We start from the raw sequence: 20694 nt of genomic DNA, 5'->3' as shown, positions 1-20694 counted from the left end.
GGGCGTACTGTGTGTGGTACGCCCTTTTTGTATTTGTTATGAGAATTAGAGTAATGGACTAAACAAGAAAAATAACCGCTCAATTATTCGATGATAGAAAGGTCGATTGAGCCATTCTTGCATATTGAGTGCAGAAGAGTTCGCTAAATAATTTTCATGGAGTGTGGCCACTTCATTGGCAAAATTACGATCTTCTACGGCAACGGTGATTTCAAAGTTAAGCAGGAAACTGCGTAAATCCATATTTACTGTACCAACGAGCGCAAGCTTATTATCGATTAACACACTTTTCGTATGTAGAAGTCCTGCTTCAAAATGATAAATTTTGACACCTGCTTCGAGTAAATCATCAAAGAATGTTCGACTTGCCCAACGAACCATCAAGGAATCATTGTTTTTAGGTAAAATGAGCGTGATATCAACGCCACGGAATGCGGCAATACGTAATGCTTCAGCAATATTGTGACTTGGCACAAAGTAAGGTGATGTGATCACAATGCTTTCTCTTGCTGCATAAATAACCGTTGCAAGAGATTGCGCAATTAAATCATCCGGGAACGCGGGGCCACTCGCAATAACTTGCACCGAATGGGTATCGTTGTCATCAATTTCCACAAGTGGGCAATTGGGTAATAAAAGGGGTAACTCTTCAGTCGTTTCAATTTCCCAATCCCAAGCATGTAAGCTGTTTAAAATTGGTGAAACAGGGCCGTTGATTCTCACCATCACGTCGATCCAATTGCCCACGTTGCTGTCTTGTTTGAAGAAATTCGGATCCACCATATTCATACTGCCTGTGTAGGCAATTTGATTATCAATGATGATGATTTTACGATGTTGACGTAAATCAATTCGGCTGAAGAACATCCGGAATAAATTTACATGTAGCGCCTCGGTAATTTCAATGCCTTTTTCTCGCATTTCTTTACAAATAGGGCTTTTCAGAAAAGCATTACTGCCAACGGAATCGAGTAAAAGACAAACTTTAACACCACGTTGCACGGCTTCTTCTAAGGCTTGTTTAACGTCATTAATCAGACCATCATTGCTCCAAATATAAAACACCATATTAATGGAGTGGCGAGCTTGTTGAATATCACCGATGATACTTCGAATAATGCTTTCTGGCGTGTCGAGAATATGTAATTCATTACCGCGAATATTCGGAATACCTAAGCGGTGGTGGACTAGTTTAAATAAAGCACGATAACGAGGATCCTGGGAATGCGCAACCAGATCTTTTTGCCCAGACAGCTGCTGAAGCCATTGTGTATATTTAGGTTTTAATGATTGAAATACTTTGGCTCGGCGAGTACCGAGTTTAATCTCACCAAAAATTAAATAAGCAATAACGCCAATCAGTGGCACAAGGTAGATAATCATCAGCCATGACAACGTAGCAGAAACCGCTTGTTTTTTGACGAGTAAACGCAATGTGACAGAAAGAACTGCTACCCAAATTAACACGGGAATAATATAAACCAGTATAATATGTTCAAAACTCATTAATTTTTGACCGCACTTATGAAATTAGACATTATTTATCAGACCGATGATTTTATCATTATTTATAAGCCTTGTGGGATAAGTGTGCATAAAGATCAAAGTAAAATTGGTTTAACCACTTTGCTTGCCAGACAGCTTAATGTGCCACAAGTCTGGCTTGTACATCGATTAGATAAAGTGACATCAGGTTTACTTATTTTGGCACTAAATGCCGAAAGTGCGGCTGAATTTTTCCGACTTTTTTCTGAACATCATATCCAAAAGACTTATCTTGCACTCAGCAATCAGAAACCCAAAAAGAAACAAGGATTGCTTGTCGGGGATATGCAAAAGGCCAGAAACGGCGCCTGGAAACTTTGCCAATCGAAAGAAAATCCCGCGATTACGCGTTTTGAAAGTGTAAGTTGTGAGCCCAATTTACGATTATTTATCTTAAAGCCACAAACAGGTAAAACCCATCAATTGCGTGTAGCGATGAAAAGCTTAGGTAGCCCCATTTTAGGTGATGCGCTTTATGGTAAAAACACTGAAAAAATTGACCGCACTTATTTACATGCTGCAAGATTGCAATTTGAATTTAAAGGTAAAGCATTTGATGTGTTTACCCCTCCGAAAGAAGGAGAGTGGTGGCATCGTGAGAACGTTCAATCTCAGATTCAAAAATTTGGCTCAGCAAATGCTGAGCCAAAGAAATAATCAATAACGTTTATTTCGCTAATCCGATACCCGTATAGCCACGTTCACGCATGGTGGCTTCTTTTGATTTACGAATTAAGGTCTCAATTGTCATACCTTGTACGAGAATGGAGAATGCCACTACCGCATACGTCATACCTAAAATAAGATCACGAACATCCATTTCTAATCCTTCAATATAAAATTGACCACTTGGAATAGAAAGCGCCATAGCGAGCGCTAATCCCCCTCGTAATGCGCCCCAAGTAAGTACTTTCATGGTGTAAGGATTGTATTTACGATAACGTTTCATGACTTGGAATGGTAACCAAACACTGGCATAGCGACAGATTAAGCAAACCGGAATAGCAAGGAAAATTAAAATTAACCCTTGCCAAGACACATGAATCAATAAAATTGCTAAACCAATCAAAATGAAGAGTAATGAGTTGAGGAAGTGATCGATCATTTCCCAAAAGTGATCCAAATAACGTTGGCTTTGTTTAGAAAAACCAGTGTACCTAGTCCAGTTCCCGATTAAAATCCCTGCAACAACCATCGCTAATGCACCTGAGACGTGCAAGAGATTAGCAAGCATAAAGCCCGCGGTTGGTACGATTAAGGTTAAGAGAATTTCTAGCGAGCCATCATCTGTAGCTGAAATCAAATAATGGGCGAATAGACCTAAAACCAATCCAAATGCAATCCCGCCTAAAGCTTCTTTAAAAAATAAATGGAGAATACCGCTTGCTGTCGGTTCATGACCGCCAAATGCGACAGCAAAAACCGTGGTGAAAATCACCAAGCCAATCCCATCATTAAAAAGTGATTCGCCTTCCACCTGCATGGATAAGCGTTTTGGGGCTTTTAAGTTTTTGATAATGGCAAGTACGGCAATAGGGTCATCAGGAGATATTAGTGCACCAAATAAGATGCAGTAAATTAAATCAATATGCCAGCCGAAAAGTAAGGCTATGCCATAAAGTAGAAAACCAATAAAAAAGGTGGAGGCAAGCGTTGAAAACAGAGCGAAAGTGGTAATTTCCCATTTTTGATTGTTTAAGAGTGGAAGTTTAATGCCCAAGGCTCCTGCAAAGAGTAAAAAACCTAAAATTCCATTTAATAAGAAATCTTTAAAATCAATGCGTTCGATAACACGTGTTGCAATATCATCTAAATTAAACCAGTTGAAATAACCCAACAAAACCAGAAAAAGCGATCCAGCCATGGAAGTAGCTGTGATAGCGATCGTATATTGGATATTATCATTCAGTTTGCGTGTGATAAAACTGATAAGAATGGCTATTGTGGTGAGAAAACACAAGTAAGTATAAATATTCATAAAATGATCCGAGTAAAGTAATAAAAGCGCCGCCAGTATAAGCAACTTAGTTTTATTTATAAAGTGCGTTTTTAGGAAAAATTTTAATGAGAAAGAAGGAGAAAAATTCATTTGATTAAAACTGAAGAGTAATTACATTAATAGGCGTCACTTCTTCTGTTACAAGAGGAAAAGTGCGGTTAAGATTTCAATTATTTTGTATAATAGACCCAATTTTTCACATTAGGAACAAAAATGAAATTTATCTCTTTTAATATTAATGGCTTACGTGCCCGTCCTCATCAACTTGAAGCAATTATTGAAAAATACCAACCGGATGTGATTGGTTTACAAGAAATCAAAGTAGCAGATGAGGATTTTCCTTATACAATTACTGAAAATCTGGGTTATCACGTTTTTCATCACGGGCAAAAAGGCCACTATGGTGTAGCCTTATTAACTAAACAAGAACCAAAAGCAGTGCGTCGTGGTTTTCCAACTGATAATGAAGATGCGCAAAAACGCATTATTATGGCAGATTTAGAAACCCCGTTTGGTTTGTTAACGGTAATTAATGGCTATTTTCCACAAGGCGAAAGCCGTGCTCATGAAACCAAGTTTCCGGCAAAAGAAAAATTTTATGCGGATCTTCAACGCTATTTAGAACAAGATCATGATAAAGCTAATCCAGTTTTAATTATGGGGGATATGAATATTAGCCCAAGCGATTTAGATATTGGCATTGGCGATGAAAATCGTAAACGTTGGTTGCGTACTGGCAAATGTTCATTCTTACCCGAAGAGCGTGAATGGTATCAACGCTTATACGATTATGGTTTAGAAGATACGTTCCGTAAATTAAACCCAACAGTCAATGACAAGTTCTCGTGGTTTGATTATCGCTCAAAAGGTTTCGATGATAATCGTGGATTACGTATCGATCATATTTTAGTGAATCGTCAATTAGCAGAGCGTTGCGTTGATGTCGGTATTGCATTAGATATTCGTGCAATGGAAAAACCGTCCGATCACGCACCAATTTGGGCTGAGTTTAAATAGGAAAGCAACATGGATATGGCAAATTGGCAGAATTACCGTTCCCAAGTGAATGGCATGCCTGCCGTGTTTACCGCAAATATTGAAGATTTAGATGTTTATCATGGTAAACATCTTAGTAAAGTTGTGCAATTTACCGTGCCTTATCAGGGAGATGAGGATGGTTTACCGAATGAAGACGAATATGAAAAATTGATTAATCGTCTTTTTAAAATCCTTGCACAATTGACCGCACTTCCGAATGTTTTCTTTGCTGGGCACTTTATTTGCAACCATCAGGCAAAAATGCATTTTTATTGTGAACACGATGCTTTGCTTAAAGAAACCCTTCAACAGCTTGATTTTGTCTCAGAAATCAATGTGCAGGATGATCCCAATTGGGATACCTATTTCGATTTCTTATTGGCTTCTCCATTGGAAATGAAATTAAATGCGACGGAAGAGATTTTGAGTATGCTGAACAGCAAAGGGCGTAATTTAAGTGATACTTATTTGATTGAGCATACTTTCCATTTTGATGAAGAAGAAAAAATGTTTCCCTTTATGGATGAACTAACGCTTGGAAAAGTGTCTTTTAGTACGCTGAAATATTCAAGCCAAGCCATCCAGACGGAAGAAGATGAACAGCCTTATTTCATGGTGAAATTGGAGCAAGAGCTTTCATTAGACAGTAATGAGATCTTCGAGTGGGTAGAGCGCTTTGAAAAATTAGCTATGGAGTTTTCAGGCGAATATATTGGCTGGGAATGTGATAACTTAATGGATGATCGTTCATCGTTAAATTAGCCTGATAATTCATTAAATCAGTATAGATTAGATAAAAATAAAGCCCATCAACACGATGGGCTTAAATTCTTTTGGCTACAAATTTAGGATTCGTAAAAGGAGACAAACGAAAGCTAAACCAAAAGAGAAATTTGGCTCCTCCTGCGGGACTCGAACCTGCGACATATGGATTAACAGTCCACCGTTCTACCGACTGAACTAAGGAGGAATAAATTTGGTATCACAAAGAATAGGCGCGCATTTTAATGAGCGACCTGTCGCTTGTCAATACTCAAAATGAAAAAAATTACAAAAAAATTTACCGTTTTTGCTATCCACAAAGCCTGTGGATAACTTTGTGGATTGTTTTTGTTTAAAATGGTCAACCACTGGTGCAGACTGGCTTTGTCTCAAATTGCTCATCTATTAGCCATAAGTGAATATTCTTTTAAATATCAATATGTTGCATGAAGTCCAGCAAAAAAAATAAAATATTTTTCAATTTTGAAGTGTTTCAGACTTGACACGCCTAAGTGTGTGTAAAACTTGGATTTTTATCACTCAATTTGGAGCAATAAATGTGCTAAAATAGCTCCATTTCTAAAATACCTAAAAAATTGACCGAACTTATGGCAGAGAAAATTAATACTAAGCCTTTTATCCTTCATTCCGATTTTAAACCTTCTGGCGATCAGCCCCAAGCAATCGAAAAATTAGTCGAAAATTTAGAGGATGGTTTGGCCCATCAAACACTTCTCGGGGTAACGGGGTCAGGCAAAACCTTTACGATTGCGAATGTCATTGCGACATTAAACCGTCCGGCGATGTTACTTGCCCCAAATAAAACCCTTGCCGCTCAGCTTTATGCGGAAATGAAGGCGTTCTTTCCTGAAAACGCGGTGGAATATTTCGTTTCATACTATGATTATTATCAGCCAGAAGCTTATGTACCGAGTAGTGATACCTTTATCGAGAAAGATGCTTCTATTAATGATCAGATTGAACAGATGCGTCTTTCTGCCACGAAGTCGTTCTTAGAGCGTCGAGATACTATTGTAGTGGCGTCTGTATCCGCGATTTATGGTTTGGGTGATCCGGATAGCTATTTGCAGATGATGTTGCATTTACAGCAAGGTGCCATTATCGATCAACGTCAGATTTTAGCGAAGTTGGCGGAATTACAATATACAAGAAACGATCAAGCTTTTCAGCGTGGTACATTCCGGGTGCGCGGCGAAGTAATTGATATTTTCCCTGCAGAATCTGACGATCGTGCAGTACGAATTGAATTATTTGATGATGAAATTGAACGTTTAAGTTTATTTGATCCTTTAACGGGTACAAGTTTTGGCGCGGTTCCGCGTTTTACGGTGTATCCGAAAACTCACTATGTGACGCCAAGAGAGCGTATTTTAGATGCCATTGAGAAAATCAAAGCGGAGCTGGTACAAGGCCGTGAATATTTCATCAAGGAACATAAATTACTGGAAGAGCAGCGTATTACTCAGCGCACGCAATTTGATATTGAAATGATGAATGAGTTAGGCTATTGCTCAGGAATCGAAAACTATTCACGCTATCTTTCAGGCAGAAATGAGGGGGAACCGCCTCCGACATTATTTGATTATATGCCGTCTGATGCGATTTTGATTATTGATGAATCACACGTGACTGTTCCGCAAATTGGTGGGATGTATCGTGGTGACCGGTCACGTAAAGAAACCTTGGTCGAATATGGCTTCCGTTTGCCTTCTGCATTGGATAATCGTCCATTACGCTTTGAAGAGTTTGAACGTTTAGCGCCGCAGACGATTTACGTTTCTGCGACACCTGGCCCTTATGAGTTGGAAAAATCGGGTACTGAAATTGTCGATCAGGTTGTACGTCCAACGGGCTTACTCGATCCGCAAATTGAAATTCGTCCAGTATCTATTCAAGTGGATGATTTGCTCTCCGAAGCGCGTCAAAGAGCGGACAAAAATGAGCGTGTTTTAGTGACGACGCTAACGAAGAAAATGGCGGAAGATTTAACGGATTACTTAGACGAACACGGCATTCGTGTACGTTATCTGCATTCAGATATTGATACGGTTGAGCGTGTAGAGATTATTCGTGATTTACGTTTAGGTGAATTTGATGTATTGGTTGGTATCAACTTGTTACGTGAGGGCTTGGATATTCCAGAAGTTTCTCTTGTGGCGATTTTAGATGCCGATAAAGAAGGTTTCTTGCGTTCTGAGCGTTCCTTAATCCAAACCATCGGTCGAGCTGCTCGAAACTTAAATGGTAAAGCAATTTTGTATGCTGATAGTATTACTAAATCTATGGAAAAAGCCATTACCGAAACGAATCGCCGTCGTGAAAAACAAATGAAATACAATGAAGAGCACGGCATTGTTCCACAGGCATTAAATAAGAAAGTCGGCGAGTTATTAGATATTGGTCAAGGTGCAAATCAAAAAGCGAAATCGAAACAGCGTGGAAAAACGGCGGCTGAACCGACCGCACTTTACAATACGCCTAAATCAGCTAAAGAATTCCAACAACAAATTAAGAAATTGGAACAACAAATGTATAAATTTGCTCAAGATCTTGAGTTTGAAAAAGCGGCTGCAGTACGCGATCAACTTCATCAGCTGAGAGAGCAGTTTATGATATCGGAATAAAGAAAAAGAGCGGCCAGATTGACCGCTCTTTTTTATTTTATTGCACTAATAAGTAGAAGTTATTTTTGCCACGTAAGATATTGAGTGCAACGGCAGATGGTTTTTCATCTAGCGCTTTGCGTAAGTCTTGCGTACTTTCAATTGGCTGACGGTTGATGCCGATGATGATATCACCTGATTTTAAACCGCGTTGTGCCGCCATTGAATTTGGTTGTACTTTGCTAATCTCCACACCTTTAACGCCTTTTGCATCATAGTTGCTTAAGGTTGCACCGTCTAATGCTGGAAGTTCTGTTTTGCTTGCTGTTTGAGTGCCATCGTCTGCTTGTAAGGTCACTTTTACGCTTTCAGATTTACCATCACGTAAATAAGTGAGTTCAATTTCTTTACCCGCACCAGAAGTTGCGATTTTTGCACGCATTTCGGCAAAGCTTGAGATTTTTTGACCATTCATTGCGGTAATCACATCACCTGCTTTTAAGCCTGCTTTTTCGGCAGCAGAATTTGGAATGACTTCACTCACAAATGCACCTTGCTGCGCACTGACATTAAAGGCTTTCGCTAAATCTGCATTTAATTCACCACCTTTAATACCGAGTAAACCACGGCGTACTTCACCAAATTCTAAGATTTGTTGAACGAGATTATTGGCTTGGTTGCTTGGAATTGCAAAGGCAATCCCTGCATTACCACCACTTGGAGAAATAATAGCCGTATTAATACCAATTAATTCACCTTGTAAATTCAATAATGCACCACCAGAGTTACCACGGTTTACCGCAGCATCAGTTTGGATATAGTTTTCATACGCACCGCTATCTGAACCAGTAGAGCGACCAAGTGCAGAAACGATACCAGAGGTTACAGTTTGACCTAAACCAAATGGGTTACCGATAGCAACGGTAAAGTCACCGACACGTAATTTATCGGAGTCAGCCATTTTGATAGCAGTAAGATTGGTTGGTTTTTCGATTTGTACTAAAGCAATATCAGATTGTTCGTCTTTTCCAACGAGTTTTGCTTTGAATTCACGTCCGTCTTGTAATTTTACGGTAATTTTATCCGCACCATCTACCACGTGATTATTAGTTAAAACATAACCTTTATCTGCATTGATGATCACGCCTGAACCTAAACCACGGAAGTTGCGTGATGCGCCACGATCTCCGCCGAATTGTTCGCCAAATTGATCACCAAAGAAAAATTTAAATTCTTCTGGAATATCATCAGGTAATGCTGAACGGCTGTTTGCTTTTGCTTTGCCTTCAACTGAAAGAGTCACAACTGCTGCTTGCGCTTTTTCTAACATTGGCGCTAGGCTGCCTTGTTCTACGATTTCATTTGGAATAGCCGCTTGAACGGATAAAGAGGTACCAAACACACTTAAACCTAATGCTATACCGGTTAATACAAAATTTCTTTTCTTCATAGAGTTCTCCAAGTAAAAATAAATGACTGAATAAGTGTTCAATCAGACAAAGAAATGAGGGGAATGTTCAGAAAAAACAAGGGCATTGAAAAAATATTTTTTAAAAGTGCGGTTGAAATTGAAATTGTGTTTTTTGCCCGCATTTATCTAAACCTCTTTGTTAATTTTAAGGATAAAAGAATCATTCTGTTTAAATAGGGCTGGTACAACCTATTTTTAGGGCAAAAACCTTGCCAGCCAAGGCTGAAATATAGTTTAATAATGTCCTGTTTTACTGCTTTGGTAGTACAAATTTTACGCAATTACATAATAATTGTGTATAAACTCAAATGAACTAGTTTACTAGTACAAAAAATAGGTGTAGAGTAACGCCATTAGATTTTAAGCACAACATTTAAGATTTAGAGAGTGATATATGGCGACGAAGAAAGAAGATATCGAAATAAAAGTTGCAAATGACGATACCCGGATTGAAAAAGTGGATCAGGTATTGCCTCCCATTGCTTTATTAGAAAAATTTCCTGCAAGTGAAGAAGCAGCTGAGTTAGTTCGTGAAACCCGTTTACATGCCCACAATATTATTCATGGAAAAGACGACCGTTTACTTGTGGTAATTGGTCCTTGTTCTATACATGATCCTAAAGCTGCATTAGATTACGCTAAACGTTTAAAAGTATTACGTGATAAATATAAAGATACACTTGAAGTGGTGATGCGCGTTTACTTTGAAAAACCGCGTACAACAGTAGGTTGGAAAGGCTTAATCAACGATCCTTATTTAAATGATACGTATCGTTTAAATGATGGCTTACGTATTGCACGTAAATTGTTATCTGATATTAATAACTTAGGTGTGCCATCAGCGGGTGAGTTCTTAGATATGATCACACCTCAATATGTGGCAGATTTTATGAGTTGGGGTGCAATTGGTGCGAGAACAACTGAATCTCAAGTTCACCGTGAGTTAGCTTCAGGATTATCTTGTGCGGTAGGTTTTAAAAACGGCACAAATGGTGGCGTAAAAGTAGCTCTAGATGCAATGGGCGCGGCGGAGGCTGCACATTATTTCTTATCCGTAACAAAATTTGGTCATTCTGCTATTGTTTCAACAAAAGGAAATGAAGACTGCCATATTATTTTACGTGGTGGCGATAAAGGCCCTAACTATAAGGCTGAAGACATTGCAAAAGTGTGTGCAGAGATCGAAAAATCAGGTCGTATTCCACATGTAATGATTGATTTCAGTCATGCAAATAGTAGCAAACAATTTAAAAAACAAATGGAAGTTTGTGAAGATGTTTGTCAGCAAATCGCAGGCGGTTCAAAACAAATCTTTGGTGTGATGGTAGAGAGCCATATCGTTGAAGGTCGTCAAGATTTAGTGGATGGCAAAGCACATACTTACGGACAAAGTATTACTGACGCTTGTATTGGCTGGGAAGATACAGAAATCGTGTTAAAACAGTTATCTGATGCTGTAGCGGCTCGCCGTCAAGTAAATGGCTAGTCAGTTTTTATTTTTCAGATGATTAAAAGTGCGGTTAATTTTGACCGCACTTTTTTTATGCGCTTTGAAAAATAGTAGAAAAGGGGTATGCTAGACTCAATGGAATAATAAAGGAGAAGTATGATGCAGGATATGATAAATGGCTTATTAATTGTCTTGGTACCGATGGTGTTAGGCTATCTACTGAAGGTCAATAATAAATCCTATATCGCAAAGATTAATCATATCGTCATGTTTTTGCTTTACATCATCCTTTTCTTAATGGGGTATTTGCTTGGTCAATTGGATGATTTAGAACATAAACTCCCTATTATTGGTACAACTGCGGTAACACTATCTGCGATCATTTTGGGTTCAAATATGATTGGCCTGATGCTTTACGATCGCTTTAACCCAGCTGAGCCACTTAAATCACAAGGTAAAATTGATTCTCGCTGGCATTCCTTAATTGATTCTCTCAAACTTTCTGGCACAGTAGTGCTTGGTACCATTTGTGGTTTCTTTTTTAAATCCTATTTAATGCTGCCTACAGGTATAAATCTATATGTATTGATTGTGCTGATTTTCTTTGTGGGTATTCAACTAAGAAATAATGGTATTTCTTTAAAAGAGGCTATTTTCAATAAGCGTGGTTTTCAAACAGGGATGGTGTTTACGTTTACCTCGTTACTAGGGGGCGTGATAGCTGCTTTCGTTTTAGCGATACCGATTACTCAAGGACTCGCTTTTGCCTCTGGAATGGGATGGTATTCGTTATCTAGTGTGGTATTAACTAATGCGTGGGGACCGGTGCAGGGTAGTATTGCCTTTTTTAATGATTTATCCCGTGAAATTGTCAGTTTATTTGTCATCCCATTATTTATGCGTCATTTTCGTTCGACGGCAATTGGAATTACGGGAGCGACCGCAATAGATTGCACTTTGCCGATTATTCAAAAAGCGGGGGGCATTGAAGTGACACCTATAGCTATTTCATTTGGCTTTGTGACGAATATTCTGCCACCGTTATTATTGGTTTTCTTTTCCAGTATTCCGTTATAAAAGATAAAAAATAAATACAAAAACAAAAGAGTTAATCGTTATTTTCCGATTAACTCTTTTTCTTATATTTAATATTAAGGATTATCAGTTTCTATGCATGGCAATAACCGCCTGACCTAAACTGAGTCCGCCATCACCCATCGGTAGTTTATGCGCACTTAGTACATGGAATTCGCTCAAATTTTCTTTTAATAAGCGACGTAGCAGTTGGTTATGCATCACGCCGCCAGATAGCACGATAGTACGACATTGATGTTCGCGAGCTTGGCTTGTTGCAAGTTCAGCAAAACCTTGGGCGAGAGCATAATGAAAGGCAAAGGCTTTATCTTCAACAGAAGCATGATAATTCAACCAATTTTGCCAAAAGTAAGCCAAATCCAGTTTATTGCTGATAAGCGGCATTTTTACTGGAATATTGACCGCACTTTGTGCTTGTGTCGCCAAAGATGAGGTGTTTGCCAATGCTTCTAAATGACAGGCTGCTTCGCCCTCCCAAGAAACACTGCTTGGTGCAATACCGAGAGCATAAGCTACAGCATCAAATAAACGCCCCGCAGATGATATAGGTGGGCAATTGAGTCCACGTTCAATGGCATTGACTAATATTTGCCAATTCGGTTCGGTACAGGTTTTGGTGAGAATTTCTTGCCATTGTGGTACAAATTGATGCAGGTGAGCCAGCCAGTTGCGCCAAGGTTGTTTAGCTGCAAGATCGCCTCCTGGCAGAGCCACAGCAGGCAGACCACCTAAATATTGACTATGTTGATAGTCAACGAGTAGACATTCACCTCCCCAAAGTTGTCCATTTTCACCCATGCCGATACCGTCTAGAGCAAGACCAATAACAGGTTCATTACAATTGTGCTCGACCATTACGCTGACAATATGAGCATGATGATGTAGAACTTCTATTGGTGTGATTTGTTGCTGTTCGGCAAGTTGTTTACCAATGGAAGATGAAAAATAGCCAGGGTGAGCATCGACAGCGATAATGTCAGGTTTAAATTGATAAATATTTTGAAATAATTCAAGATTTTCACTTAATTGTGACCGCACTTGTTCATTTGCCGTATCACCAATATGTTGGCTTAGTACGGCTTTATTGTGACGTAGTAAGCAGAATGTATTTTTCAGATCAGAACCCAACGCTAATACATTTTTTGTGCTTTGTGTTTCAAGTGGTATTTCATCAGGCACATAGCCACGAGCACGACGCAATGTTTCTAATCCATCGAAGGCAACGCGAACAAGGCTATCATCAGCACGTTGTAGAATATCGCGATTATGACAAAGATAAAAATCCGCTAAATTAGCTAATTGTTCCACCGCATGTTCATTTTTCAATACAGGAGGTTGCCCACTGGCATTCGCAGAGGTCATCACGAGCGGACGATTAACCGCACGTAACAACAAATGTTGTAGTGGATTACTTGGAAGCATGACGCCGATTTCTTGCAAGTTAGGCGCAATATTATCAGCAATATTGGGTACTTTATGTTTTGCTAGCAGTACAATCGGAGCTGCACTGCTGGTTAGCAATTCTGTTTCTTGAGAACTCAAATCCTGTAAAAACTGCAGATCAGGCACCATGATGGCTAATGGTTTTGTTGGACGATATTTCCGTTGACGTAATAAATCAACCGTCTTTTGATTATTCGCATCACAGGCCAGATGAAAACCGCCTAAGCCTTTAACAGCGACGATGTGACCTTGTTGCAATAAAAGTGCGGTCTGTTTTAGCGCGGTTTCATGAGTAAAAAGTGTTTTTTCTCGATCCTGCAACCAGATATGGGGTCCACAGACTGAACAAGCATTAGGTTGAGCATGAAAACGACGATCAGCGGGATCTTTATATTCTTTTTCACATTGTGGACAAAGCGGAAAAGAAGCCATCGCCGTGTTTTTTCTATCGTAAGGAATTGCCTTGATGATGGTAAAACGTGGGCCACAATGGGTACAATTAGTAAAGGGGTAGTGATAACGTCGATTGTTGGGATCGAATAAGTCAGCTAAACAATGTGGACAGGTCGCCGCATCGGGAATAATTTGCGTATCCATTTGATTATTTTCGCTTTCCCGGATAGTAAAGCTTGTTACTGTGGCGGAGTCAGGCCAATCTATGGCGCGCAGAGTAATGTCAGTAATTTGCGCTAGCGGTGGGAGTTTATTTTGTAGGTCGGATAAAAATTGCTCAAGTGCATTTGCTGGTGGAGAGACAAAACGAATTAACACGCCTTGTCCATCATTATTGACATCTCCATTTAATCCATATTGATTTGCCAGAAGCCAGACAAAAGGGCGAAATCCCACGCCCTGAACCTTTCCTTTTATGCGTAATTCGATCCCTTGCATAACGCAATCCTGTTTATTTTTGATTTAAGCCAAGAAAATCACCGACTTCGTGTTCTAGCTGACTCATGGCAATTAAGGCTTCTTGCGTTTGCTTGGCCTCTTCTTCATCGATAATTGTCATGGCAAAACCTACATGTACGAGTACCCATTTACCGACGAGAGGTTTTGGGTCATCCTGACAAATTAATGAAATATTAACCTCTCTTTTAACTCCGCACACATCGACTACAGCAAGCTGTAATGCGCTGTCAGCTACTTGAATGATCTGTCCCGGAATACCTAAACACATAATCTGTCCTTAGTTAGAATGTTTATGAGATGAATTGTTTATTGTGTGCCAATAAACATACTGCGAAAGGGAAATTTTATCACGTAACCATTTAAATTTGTATAGCGATATTTCAAATAGGGTGATGTTCATTTGTTGAAAATTTGTTCACATTTTTAACATAAAATTATTATGTTTCACCGTTATTTAACAGGGACATCACAGTAATAGAAAAACAATGGAAATCTTTTGATCTTAATCACAAATTTTCGAATTACTTCTTGAGCTTTACTTTTCGACAGGAGTATCCTTACTTCTAGAGTGGTTATTGTAGAAACGTTATTTACATACAAGGAGGGGAATGTATGAATCGTTTTGTAATCGGTGATCCGAAGGATTGCATTGGATGCAACACCTGTATGGCCGCTTGTAGCGAAGTGCATAAAGCTTTCGGATTACAATCTTTTCCACGTTTACAAGTCATGCGTAATGATGATGTAACCGTGCCAATTCTCTGTCGTCATTGTGATGATTCACCATGTGCTACCGTGTGTCCGGTGCACGCAATCACACATATTAATGACACCATTCAACTTAACGAAAGTCTCTGTATCGGTTGTAAACTTTGTGGTATTGCTTGCCCATTCGGTGCAATTACCCAACATGGTTCTGCACCGATTGACGCACCAACCTATTATGAAGGATTCTCCTTCACTGATGCGGTAAAACGAGATATTCGTACTGCACCAGATAATACGGATTTACACAATATGCTGGCATGGCAACCAGGTGTGAAAGCCATTGCGGTGAAATGCGATCTTTGCTATTTCCGTGAAGATGGTCCGGCTTGTGTTCAAACCTGTCCAACTAAAACGTTATTTATTATTAGTGATGAGAGTATCAAGCAGGCTAACGAAAGAAAACGTGAAATGGCAATGGTTTCTTCGCCTGCTATTCCAAGATAATTAGTGTGTTTTAACTTGTAATCAATGGAGTGATATTATGAGTTTACCTATCAATTTACTCATCACGACCCTGTTGATTTATGTCGTAGGTGCGTTTATTTCGCTCGCAGTGAGACGAAATGAACAACTTTCAATCAATATATCCGGCGTGACCGGTGTACTTGCTGGAGTGTTAGGTATTGTTGCCTGCATCCCCGTTCTGATCAGCAGCGACACAGTCGTTGATGTTTTCAAAACCCCATTTGAATTTGCCTCGTTCTCCATCCGTATTGACGGATTGGCAGCGTTTATGGTGTGTGTCATTTCTTTATTAGTTATTGTGACCGCACTTTATTCTTTCTCTTATGTGAAAGAATACAAAGGCAAAGGCGCAGATTCTATGGGCTTCTTTATGAATTTATTTATCGCGTCCATGGTAGCGTTAGTGACCAGCGATAATGCGTTCTACTTCCTTGTATTCTTTGAAATGATGTCATTGGCATCTTATTTCTTAGTCCTTACCGAACAAGATGACAATGCCGTAAATGCAGGCTTGCTTTATTTCTTTATTGCGCATGCCGGTTCGGTATTAATTATGATCGCCTTCTTCATTTTCTACTGCTATGCCGGTAGTTTTGAATTTAGCGCATTCCGTCAAACCACTTTGCCGGCACCGCTTGCCTTTACCGCCTTTATTTTGGCATTTTTAGGTTTTGGCGCCAAAGCAGGGATGATTCCATTACACAGCTGGTTACCTAAAGCTCACCCGGCTGCACCTTCTCATGCATCCGCAATGATGTCTGGTGTGATGGTGAAAATCGGTATCTTTGGGATCATCAAAGTCGGCGTGGATCTTCTCGGTTCTACCAATGTTTGGTATGGCGTTATCGTACTTGGTTTTGGTGCGGTATCCTCCGTACTCGGCGTACTTTATGCCTTGGCAGAACATGACATCAAAAAACTCTTGGCTTATCACACGGTAGAAAATATCGGTATCATTATGATGGGTGTGGGCGTCGGTATGATTGGTATCGCGACACATCATCCAGTGTTGGCAACCGTGGGATTACTTGGTGGTTTATACCACTTACTTAACCATGCTGTATTCAAAGGCTTGTTATTCTTAGGTGCAGGTTCTGTAATGTATCGCTTACATACTAAAGACATGGACTTAATGGGCGGCTTAGGCAAACTTATGCCTTACACTGCATTCTGTTTCTTAATCGGTACCATGGCGATTTCGGCATTGCCACCGTTTAACGGTTTTGTCAGTGAATGGTTTACTTATCAATCTTTATTCACCTTAAGCCAAAGTGATGATTTCGTCTTAAAACTTGCCGGTCCGATTGCCATCATTATGTTGGCATTGACTGGTGCGTTAGCGGCACTTTGTTTCGTGAAAGTGTACGGTATCAGTTTCGGAGGTGCACCGCGTAGTGAAAAAGCAGCTAATGCACGTGAAGTACCAAAACCAATGGTGATTGCGATGGCAGTGTTGGCGTTATGTTGTGTGTTATTAGGTGTAGGCGCATCTGTTGTGACCCCAATAATTGCGAAAATTTCGACCGCACTTGCTCATAGCGAACCGTTAATGTTGGCTCAAAATGGCGTAGTGGTTGCACAAACTGAACCGCATACTGCACTTTCAACACCAATGGTGACTATCATGTTATTGGCATTTTTCTTCTTGCCATTTAGTTTTTATGCGTTCACCAAAAATCAACGTTTATCCGATCGTGCAAAAGGCAATCCATGGGCTTGTGGCTATGCTTATGAACAAGATATGGCTGCCTCTGCAGGTAGTTTCACTCGTCCGTTACGTACGATTTTCAAATCGCTTTATACCTTGCGTGAAGTGTTGGATCCTGCACCTTTAGGTGATAAAGGCATCCAAGCGGTAATTAAAGGCGCAACAAAAGCTGAACCTTTCTGGGAAGAAAAAATGACGATGCCTATCGCTCGTTTTATTCCGTGGTTAGGAACAAAAATCCAATGGTTGCAACAAGGTGACTTCCGTGTGTACTGCGTGTACTTCGTGATTGCCTTGGTGGCAATACTACTTTCCATTGCGTTGATGTAGGAGGTTGAAGATGATTACGTTACCTTCAGAAATTGCAACATCTGCCGGAATGTTTGTTTTTGCCATCGTGCAAGCCTTGATTTTGCTTGCCCTTGCACCGTTATTTTCCGGTATTTCACGTATGATTCGTGCTCGTATTCAATCTCGTCGCGGTCCGGGCGTGTTACAAGATTATCGCGACATTGCGAAATTAATGAAACGTCAAAACATTTGGCCTGACAATGCGGGTTGGGTTTCTAAAGCGATGCCTTATGTGTTAATTAGCACCGTGATGGTGGTCGCTATGAGTTTGCCTTTATTTACTCGTGTTGCACCATTTGGCGCTGGCAGTGATTTAATCACCGTGATTTACTTATTCGCCTTGTTCCGTTTCTTCTTTTCAATTGCGGGTTTGGATTCAAACAGCACATTCTCAAGTTTAGGGGCAAGTCGTGAAGTCACATTAGGTGTCTTGGTAGAGCCAATTCTCATGTTGGCATTCCTTGTCATTGCGTTAATTGCCGGTTCAACCAATTTTGCGGTTATCGGTAATGCACTTTCCGATAACACTTGGCAATATCCAATTGCGACAGTGATTGCTATCGCTGCAGCATTCTTCGCCGTATTTATTGAAATGGGTAAAATTCCATTTGATTTGGCGGAAGCGGAACAAGAGTTACAAGAAGGTCCATTGACTGAATACTCTGGTCCGGCACTTGCCTTATTAAAAATCGGCTTAAGCTTAAAATCAATGGTTGTGGCATCTATCTTTGTTAGCGTGTTGCTTCCGTTTGGTATCCCGACAGAGATGAGCTTAAGTGCGGTCATTTTAGGTGGTGTTTTATTCTTCGTGAAATTATTAGTGGTGTTCGTCTTGGCTTGTGTCTTTGAAAATACACTTTCTCGTACCCGCTTTATGTTAACAGGACGTTTAACCGTGGTCGGCTTCGGCATTTCTGTGTTGGCGTTTGTATTTTACTTCACTGGGTTGTAAGGAGGACAAATATGGAACGTTTAGCTCTGATTACAATCATTTTACCTTTCGTAGGGGCGTTTATTGTCGGTTTGAACAAAAAACATTTTGCTCAAATTGCCACCGTATTTGCTGCGCTTGCTACGCTAGGAACCTTGTTAGTCGCAGGACAATGGTTTGCCGATGGTCATCAAAGCGTCACTTATGACATCGTTGCTTTTGATAAAACCGCGATCTTTGGTGTAACGCTTGATGCAGTCAGTACATTAATTGCCTTTGCCGTTGTGGCCTTAGGTTTCTTAATCTGCTTATATTCTTGTGGTTACTTAACCGATAAAAACCGTGAACACCCACATAATGGGTTACCACGTTTTTATGCATTCTTGCTCATTTTTATCGGTGCCATGGCGGGCTTGGTGTATTCCTCAACTTTAGCAGGACAATTATTGTTCTTCGAAATTACTGGGGGATGTTCTTGGGCATTAATCAGTTATTACCAAACACCGAAAGCTCAAGCAGCCGCAATGAAAGCCTTGATTATCACCCACGTGGGGGCAATCGGCTTATATATTGCCGCAGCTTATTTATTCAGCCAATCAGGTACTTTCTCTATCAACGCGTTAGAACATTTAGATCCGAGTGCGAAAACAATCGTGTTATTCGGTGTGATGTTTGCTGCGTGGGGGAAATCAGCACAATTACCAATGCAAATTTGGTTGCCGAATGCGATGGAAGCACCAACACCGGTGAGTGCGTATTTGCACGCCGCATCAATGGTAAAAGTTGGGGTCTATATTTTCGCTCGTTCAGTTATGTCTGCTGGTGAGATTCCACATATTGTGGGTGAAGTCGGCATCATCATGGCGATGATTACCTTAATTTATGGCTTCTTGATGTACTTGCCACAAACTGACTTAAAACGTTTATTGGCATATTCAACTATTACCCAACTTTCTTATATTTTCATCGGGATTTCTCTTGCTGCATTAGGCTCTAAATTAGCCTTTGTGGCAGCGATTAGCTATATCTTCAACCATGCTTTCGCGAAAAGCTTATTCTTCTTGGTCGCGGGTTCATTAAGTTATGCGACTGGAACCCGTTCTATGCCATTACTACAAGGCATTATGCGTACAATGCCAGTGGTAGGGGCTGGATTTGGCGTAGCCGCGTTAGCGATTGCTGGGGTACCACCGTTTAACGGATTCTTCAGTAAATATCCATTATTTGCGGCCGGATTTGAATTAGGCCATGAATATGGCTGGATTACTTGGTTGATGGTGCTTGCTTTAGTTGAATCTACCGCAACATTCGTATGGTTGTTGTATAAATTCGGACAATGTGTCATCGGTAAACCATCAGAAGCGGTTGCCAATGCACAACCTATACCATTCTCTATGCGTTTCGTGTTAGTTGTATTAATGGTGATGTCCGTGGTGTCCAGTTTTATCGCCGCATATTGGTTAGGTTTGGCTGGTTAGGTTAAGGAGGAATCTATGTTAATGATAAATGGACTTGCGTGTTTACTCATTATTACCTCTCTTTGCGTAATTATGGTTCGAACCGCCAAAAAAGCTGCGTTATTTTACAGTTTGCAATCGTTGGTGTTGGTATTACTGTTTGTCTATCTTGCCAATGAAATGCAAGCCCATGAACTTTATATGTGGTCAATTAGCGCATTTATTACCAAAGTGGTTTTGGTGCCAGCAATTTTAATCTATGCGATGAAAAAAGTGGATGAAAGTCAAACTCCAGCTGGAATAAATGTCGCTTGGTTGATCCCGATCACAGCAGTGATAGTTACATTGTGCTACTTTGTAGTTGTCCCAATCGATTTACCGTTGGTTGCACATCTTAAACCGGCATTATCAGTGTCATTAAGTCACTTCTTATTAGGTTTAGTATGCATTGTTAGCCAACGCAATATCGTAAAACAAGTATTCGGTTATTGTTTGATGGAAAACGGTTCTCATCTCACATTAGCCTTATTGGCAAATAAAGCACCTGAGTTAGTGGAAATCGGAATTGCCACAGATGCTATCTTTGCCGTCATCATAATGGTGGTGTTGGTAAACAAAATTTATCGTACATTCCATTCATTAGATGCAAAACAACTTATGAGTTTGAAGGGGTAA

Annotated in this window: 16 protein-coding genes and 1 tRNA gene; 11 read left to right on the top strand and 6 right to left on the bottom strand. The window is 40.1% G+C overall.

All coding sequences use genetic code 11. The features are described from left to right. Window positions 1–45: 45 nt before the first annotated feature. Entirely contained in the window at window positions 46–1506 is a 1461-nt protein-coding gene (gene cls / locus PARA_RS09125; RefSeq protein WP_014065516.1) for a cardiolipin synthase, read from the bottom strand. An 18-nt stretch (window positions 1507–1524) separates the two neighbouring features. Between cls and PARA_RS09120 the strand changes: the two genes are divergently transcribed. Continuing rightward, window positions 1525–2202 (top strand): TIGR01621 family pseudouridine synthase, encoded by a 678-nt coding sequence (locus PARA_RS09120; RefSeq protein ID WP_041918276.1) that lies wholly within the window; start codon window positions 1525–1527, stop codon window positions 2200–2202. A gap of 10 nt (window positions 2203–2212) precedes the next feature. Here the strand turns inward: PARA_RS09120 and PARA_RS09115 are convergent, their stop codons facing one another. Next, window positions 2213–3523 carry a cation:proton antiporter gene (locus PARA_RS09115; RefSeq protein WP_014065514.1) on the bottom strand — a complete coding sequence of 437 codons (1311 nt, stop codon included), beginning with the start codon at window positions 3521–3523 and terminating at the stop codon, window positions 2213–2215. Between the two features lie 234 nt (window positions 3524–3757). Between PARA_RS09115 and xthA the strand changes: the two genes are divergently transcribed. Together xthA and PARA_RS09105 are read left to right on the top strand one after the other, a co-directional pair. Further along, on the top strand, window positions 3758–4561 hold the full coding sequence (gene xthA, locus PARA_RS09110) for an exodeoxyribonuclease III (protein WP_014065513.1): 804 nt from the start codon (window positions 3758–3760) through the stop codon (window positions 4559–4561). Window positions 4562–4570: 9 nt separating this feature from the next. Then, window positions 4571–5344 (top strand): TIGR01619 family protein, encoded by a 774-nt coding sequence (locus PARA_RS09105; protein ID WP_014065512.1) that lies wholly within the window; start codon window positions 4571–4573, stop codon window positions 5342–5344. 132 nt (window positions 5345–5476) lie between these two features. On the opposite strand, the gene PARA_RS09100 is transcribed toward PARA_RS09105, so the two are convergent. Further along, window positions 5477–5552: transfer RNA gene (locus PARA_RS09100), tRNA-Asn, on the bottom strand. Window positions 5553–5952: 400 nt separating this feature from the next. Here PARA_RS09100 and uvrB point away from each other — a divergent pair. Next, a complete protein-coding gene (uvrB, locus tag PARA_RS09095; protein WP_014065511.1) occupies window positions 5953–7989 on the top strand; it encodes an excinuclease ABC subunit UvrB in 2037 nt (678 codons plus the stop codon). Between the two features lie 37 nt (window positions 7990–8026). Here the strand turns inward: uvrB and PARA_RS09090 are convergent, their stop codons facing one another. Then, entirely contained in the window at window positions 8027–9418 is a 1392-nt protein-coding gene (locus PARA_RS09090; RefSeq protein ID WP_014065510.1) for a DegQ family serine endoprotease, read from the bottom strand. 415 nt (window positions 9419–9833) lie between these two features. On the opposite strand from PARA_RS09090, the gene aroG reads away from it, so the two are divergent. Then, window positions 9834–10925 (top strand): 3-deoxy-7-phosphoheptulonate synthase AroG, encoded by a 1092-nt coding sequence (gene aroG, locus PARA_RS09085; RefSeq protein ID WP_014065508.1) that lies wholly within the window; start codon window positions 9834–9836, stop codon window positions 10923–10925. A gap of 123 nt (window positions 10926–11048) precedes the next feature. Further along, complete coding sequence (locus PARA_RS09080; RefSeq protein ID WP_197534119.1) at window positions 11049–11966, top strand: lysine exporter LysO family protein; 918 nt, start codon at window positions 11049–11051, stop codon at window positions 11964–11966. Window positions 11967–12050: 84 nt separating this feature from the next. On the opposite strand, the gene hypF is transcribed toward PARA_RS09080, so the two are convergent. Beyond that, window positions 12051–14318, bottom strand: coding sequence for a carbamoyltransferase HypF (hypF, locus tag PARA_RS09075; RefSeq protein WP_014065506.1), 2268 nt, complete (start codon window positions 14316–14318; stop codon window positions 12051–12053). Between the two features lie 13 nt (window positions 14319–14331). Further along, window positions 14332–14607: a hydrogenase maturation factor HybG gene (gene hybG, locus PARA_RS09070; protein WP_005696275.1), complete on the bottom strand. Its 276-nt coding sequence runs from the start codon at window positions 14605–14607 to the stop codon at window positions 14332–14334. A gap of 344 nt (window positions 14608–14951) precedes the next feature. Here hybG and PARA_RS09065 point away from each other — a divergent pair, with 344 nt between their 5' ends. Genes PARA_RS09065 through hyfE form a run of 5 tightly spaced genes read left to right on the top strand, consistent with a single transcriptional unit; the run spans window position 14952 to window position 20694 of the window. Beyond that, on the top strand, window positions 14952–15551 hold the full coding sequence (locus tag PARA_RS09065; RefSeq protein ID WP_014065505.1) for a 4Fe-4S dicluster domain-containing protein: 600 nt from the start codon (window positions 14952–14954) through the stop codon (window positions 15549–15551). 37 nt (window positions 15552–15588) lie between these two features. Then, the gene (gene hyfB / locus PARA_RS09060; RefSeq protein WP_014065504.1) at window positions 15589–17610 is read left to right on the top strand and encodes a hydrogenase 4 subunit B; all 2022 of its coding nucleotides are present in this window, start codon (window positions 15589–15591) and stop codon (window positions 17608–17610) included. Window positions 17611–17620: 10 nt separating this feature from the next. Continuing rightward, on the top strand, window positions 17621–18583 hold the full coding sequence (locus PARA_RS09055; RefSeq protein ID WP_014065503.1) for a respiratory chain complex I subunit 1 family protein: 963 nt from the start codon (window positions 17621–17623) through the stop codon (window positions 18581–18583). Between the two features lie 11 nt (window positions 18584–18594). Then, on the top strand, window positions 18595–20040 hold the full coding sequence (locus PARA_RS09050; RefSeq protein ID WP_014065502.1) for a hydrogenase 4 subunit D: 1446 nt from the start codon (window positions 18595–18597) through the stop codon (window positions 20038–20040). Window positions 20041–20055: 15 nt separating this feature from the next. Next, window positions 20056–20694, top strand: coding sequence for a hydrogenase 4 membrane subunit (hyfE, locus tag PARA_RS09045; protein WP_005697594.1), 639 nt, complete (start codon window positions 20056–20058; stop codon window positions 20692–20694).

It is taken from the genome of Haemophilus parainfluenzae T3T1 (assembly GCF_000210895.1).
Taxonomy (GTDB): domain Bacteria; phylum Pseudomonadota; class Gammaproteobacteria; order Enterobacterales; family Pasteurellaceae; genus Haemophilus_D; species Haemophilus_D parainfluenzae_A.
The sequence above is the reverse complement of the archived record's forward strand: the minus strand, read 5'-3'. Positions and strand labels throughout refer to the sequence as shown.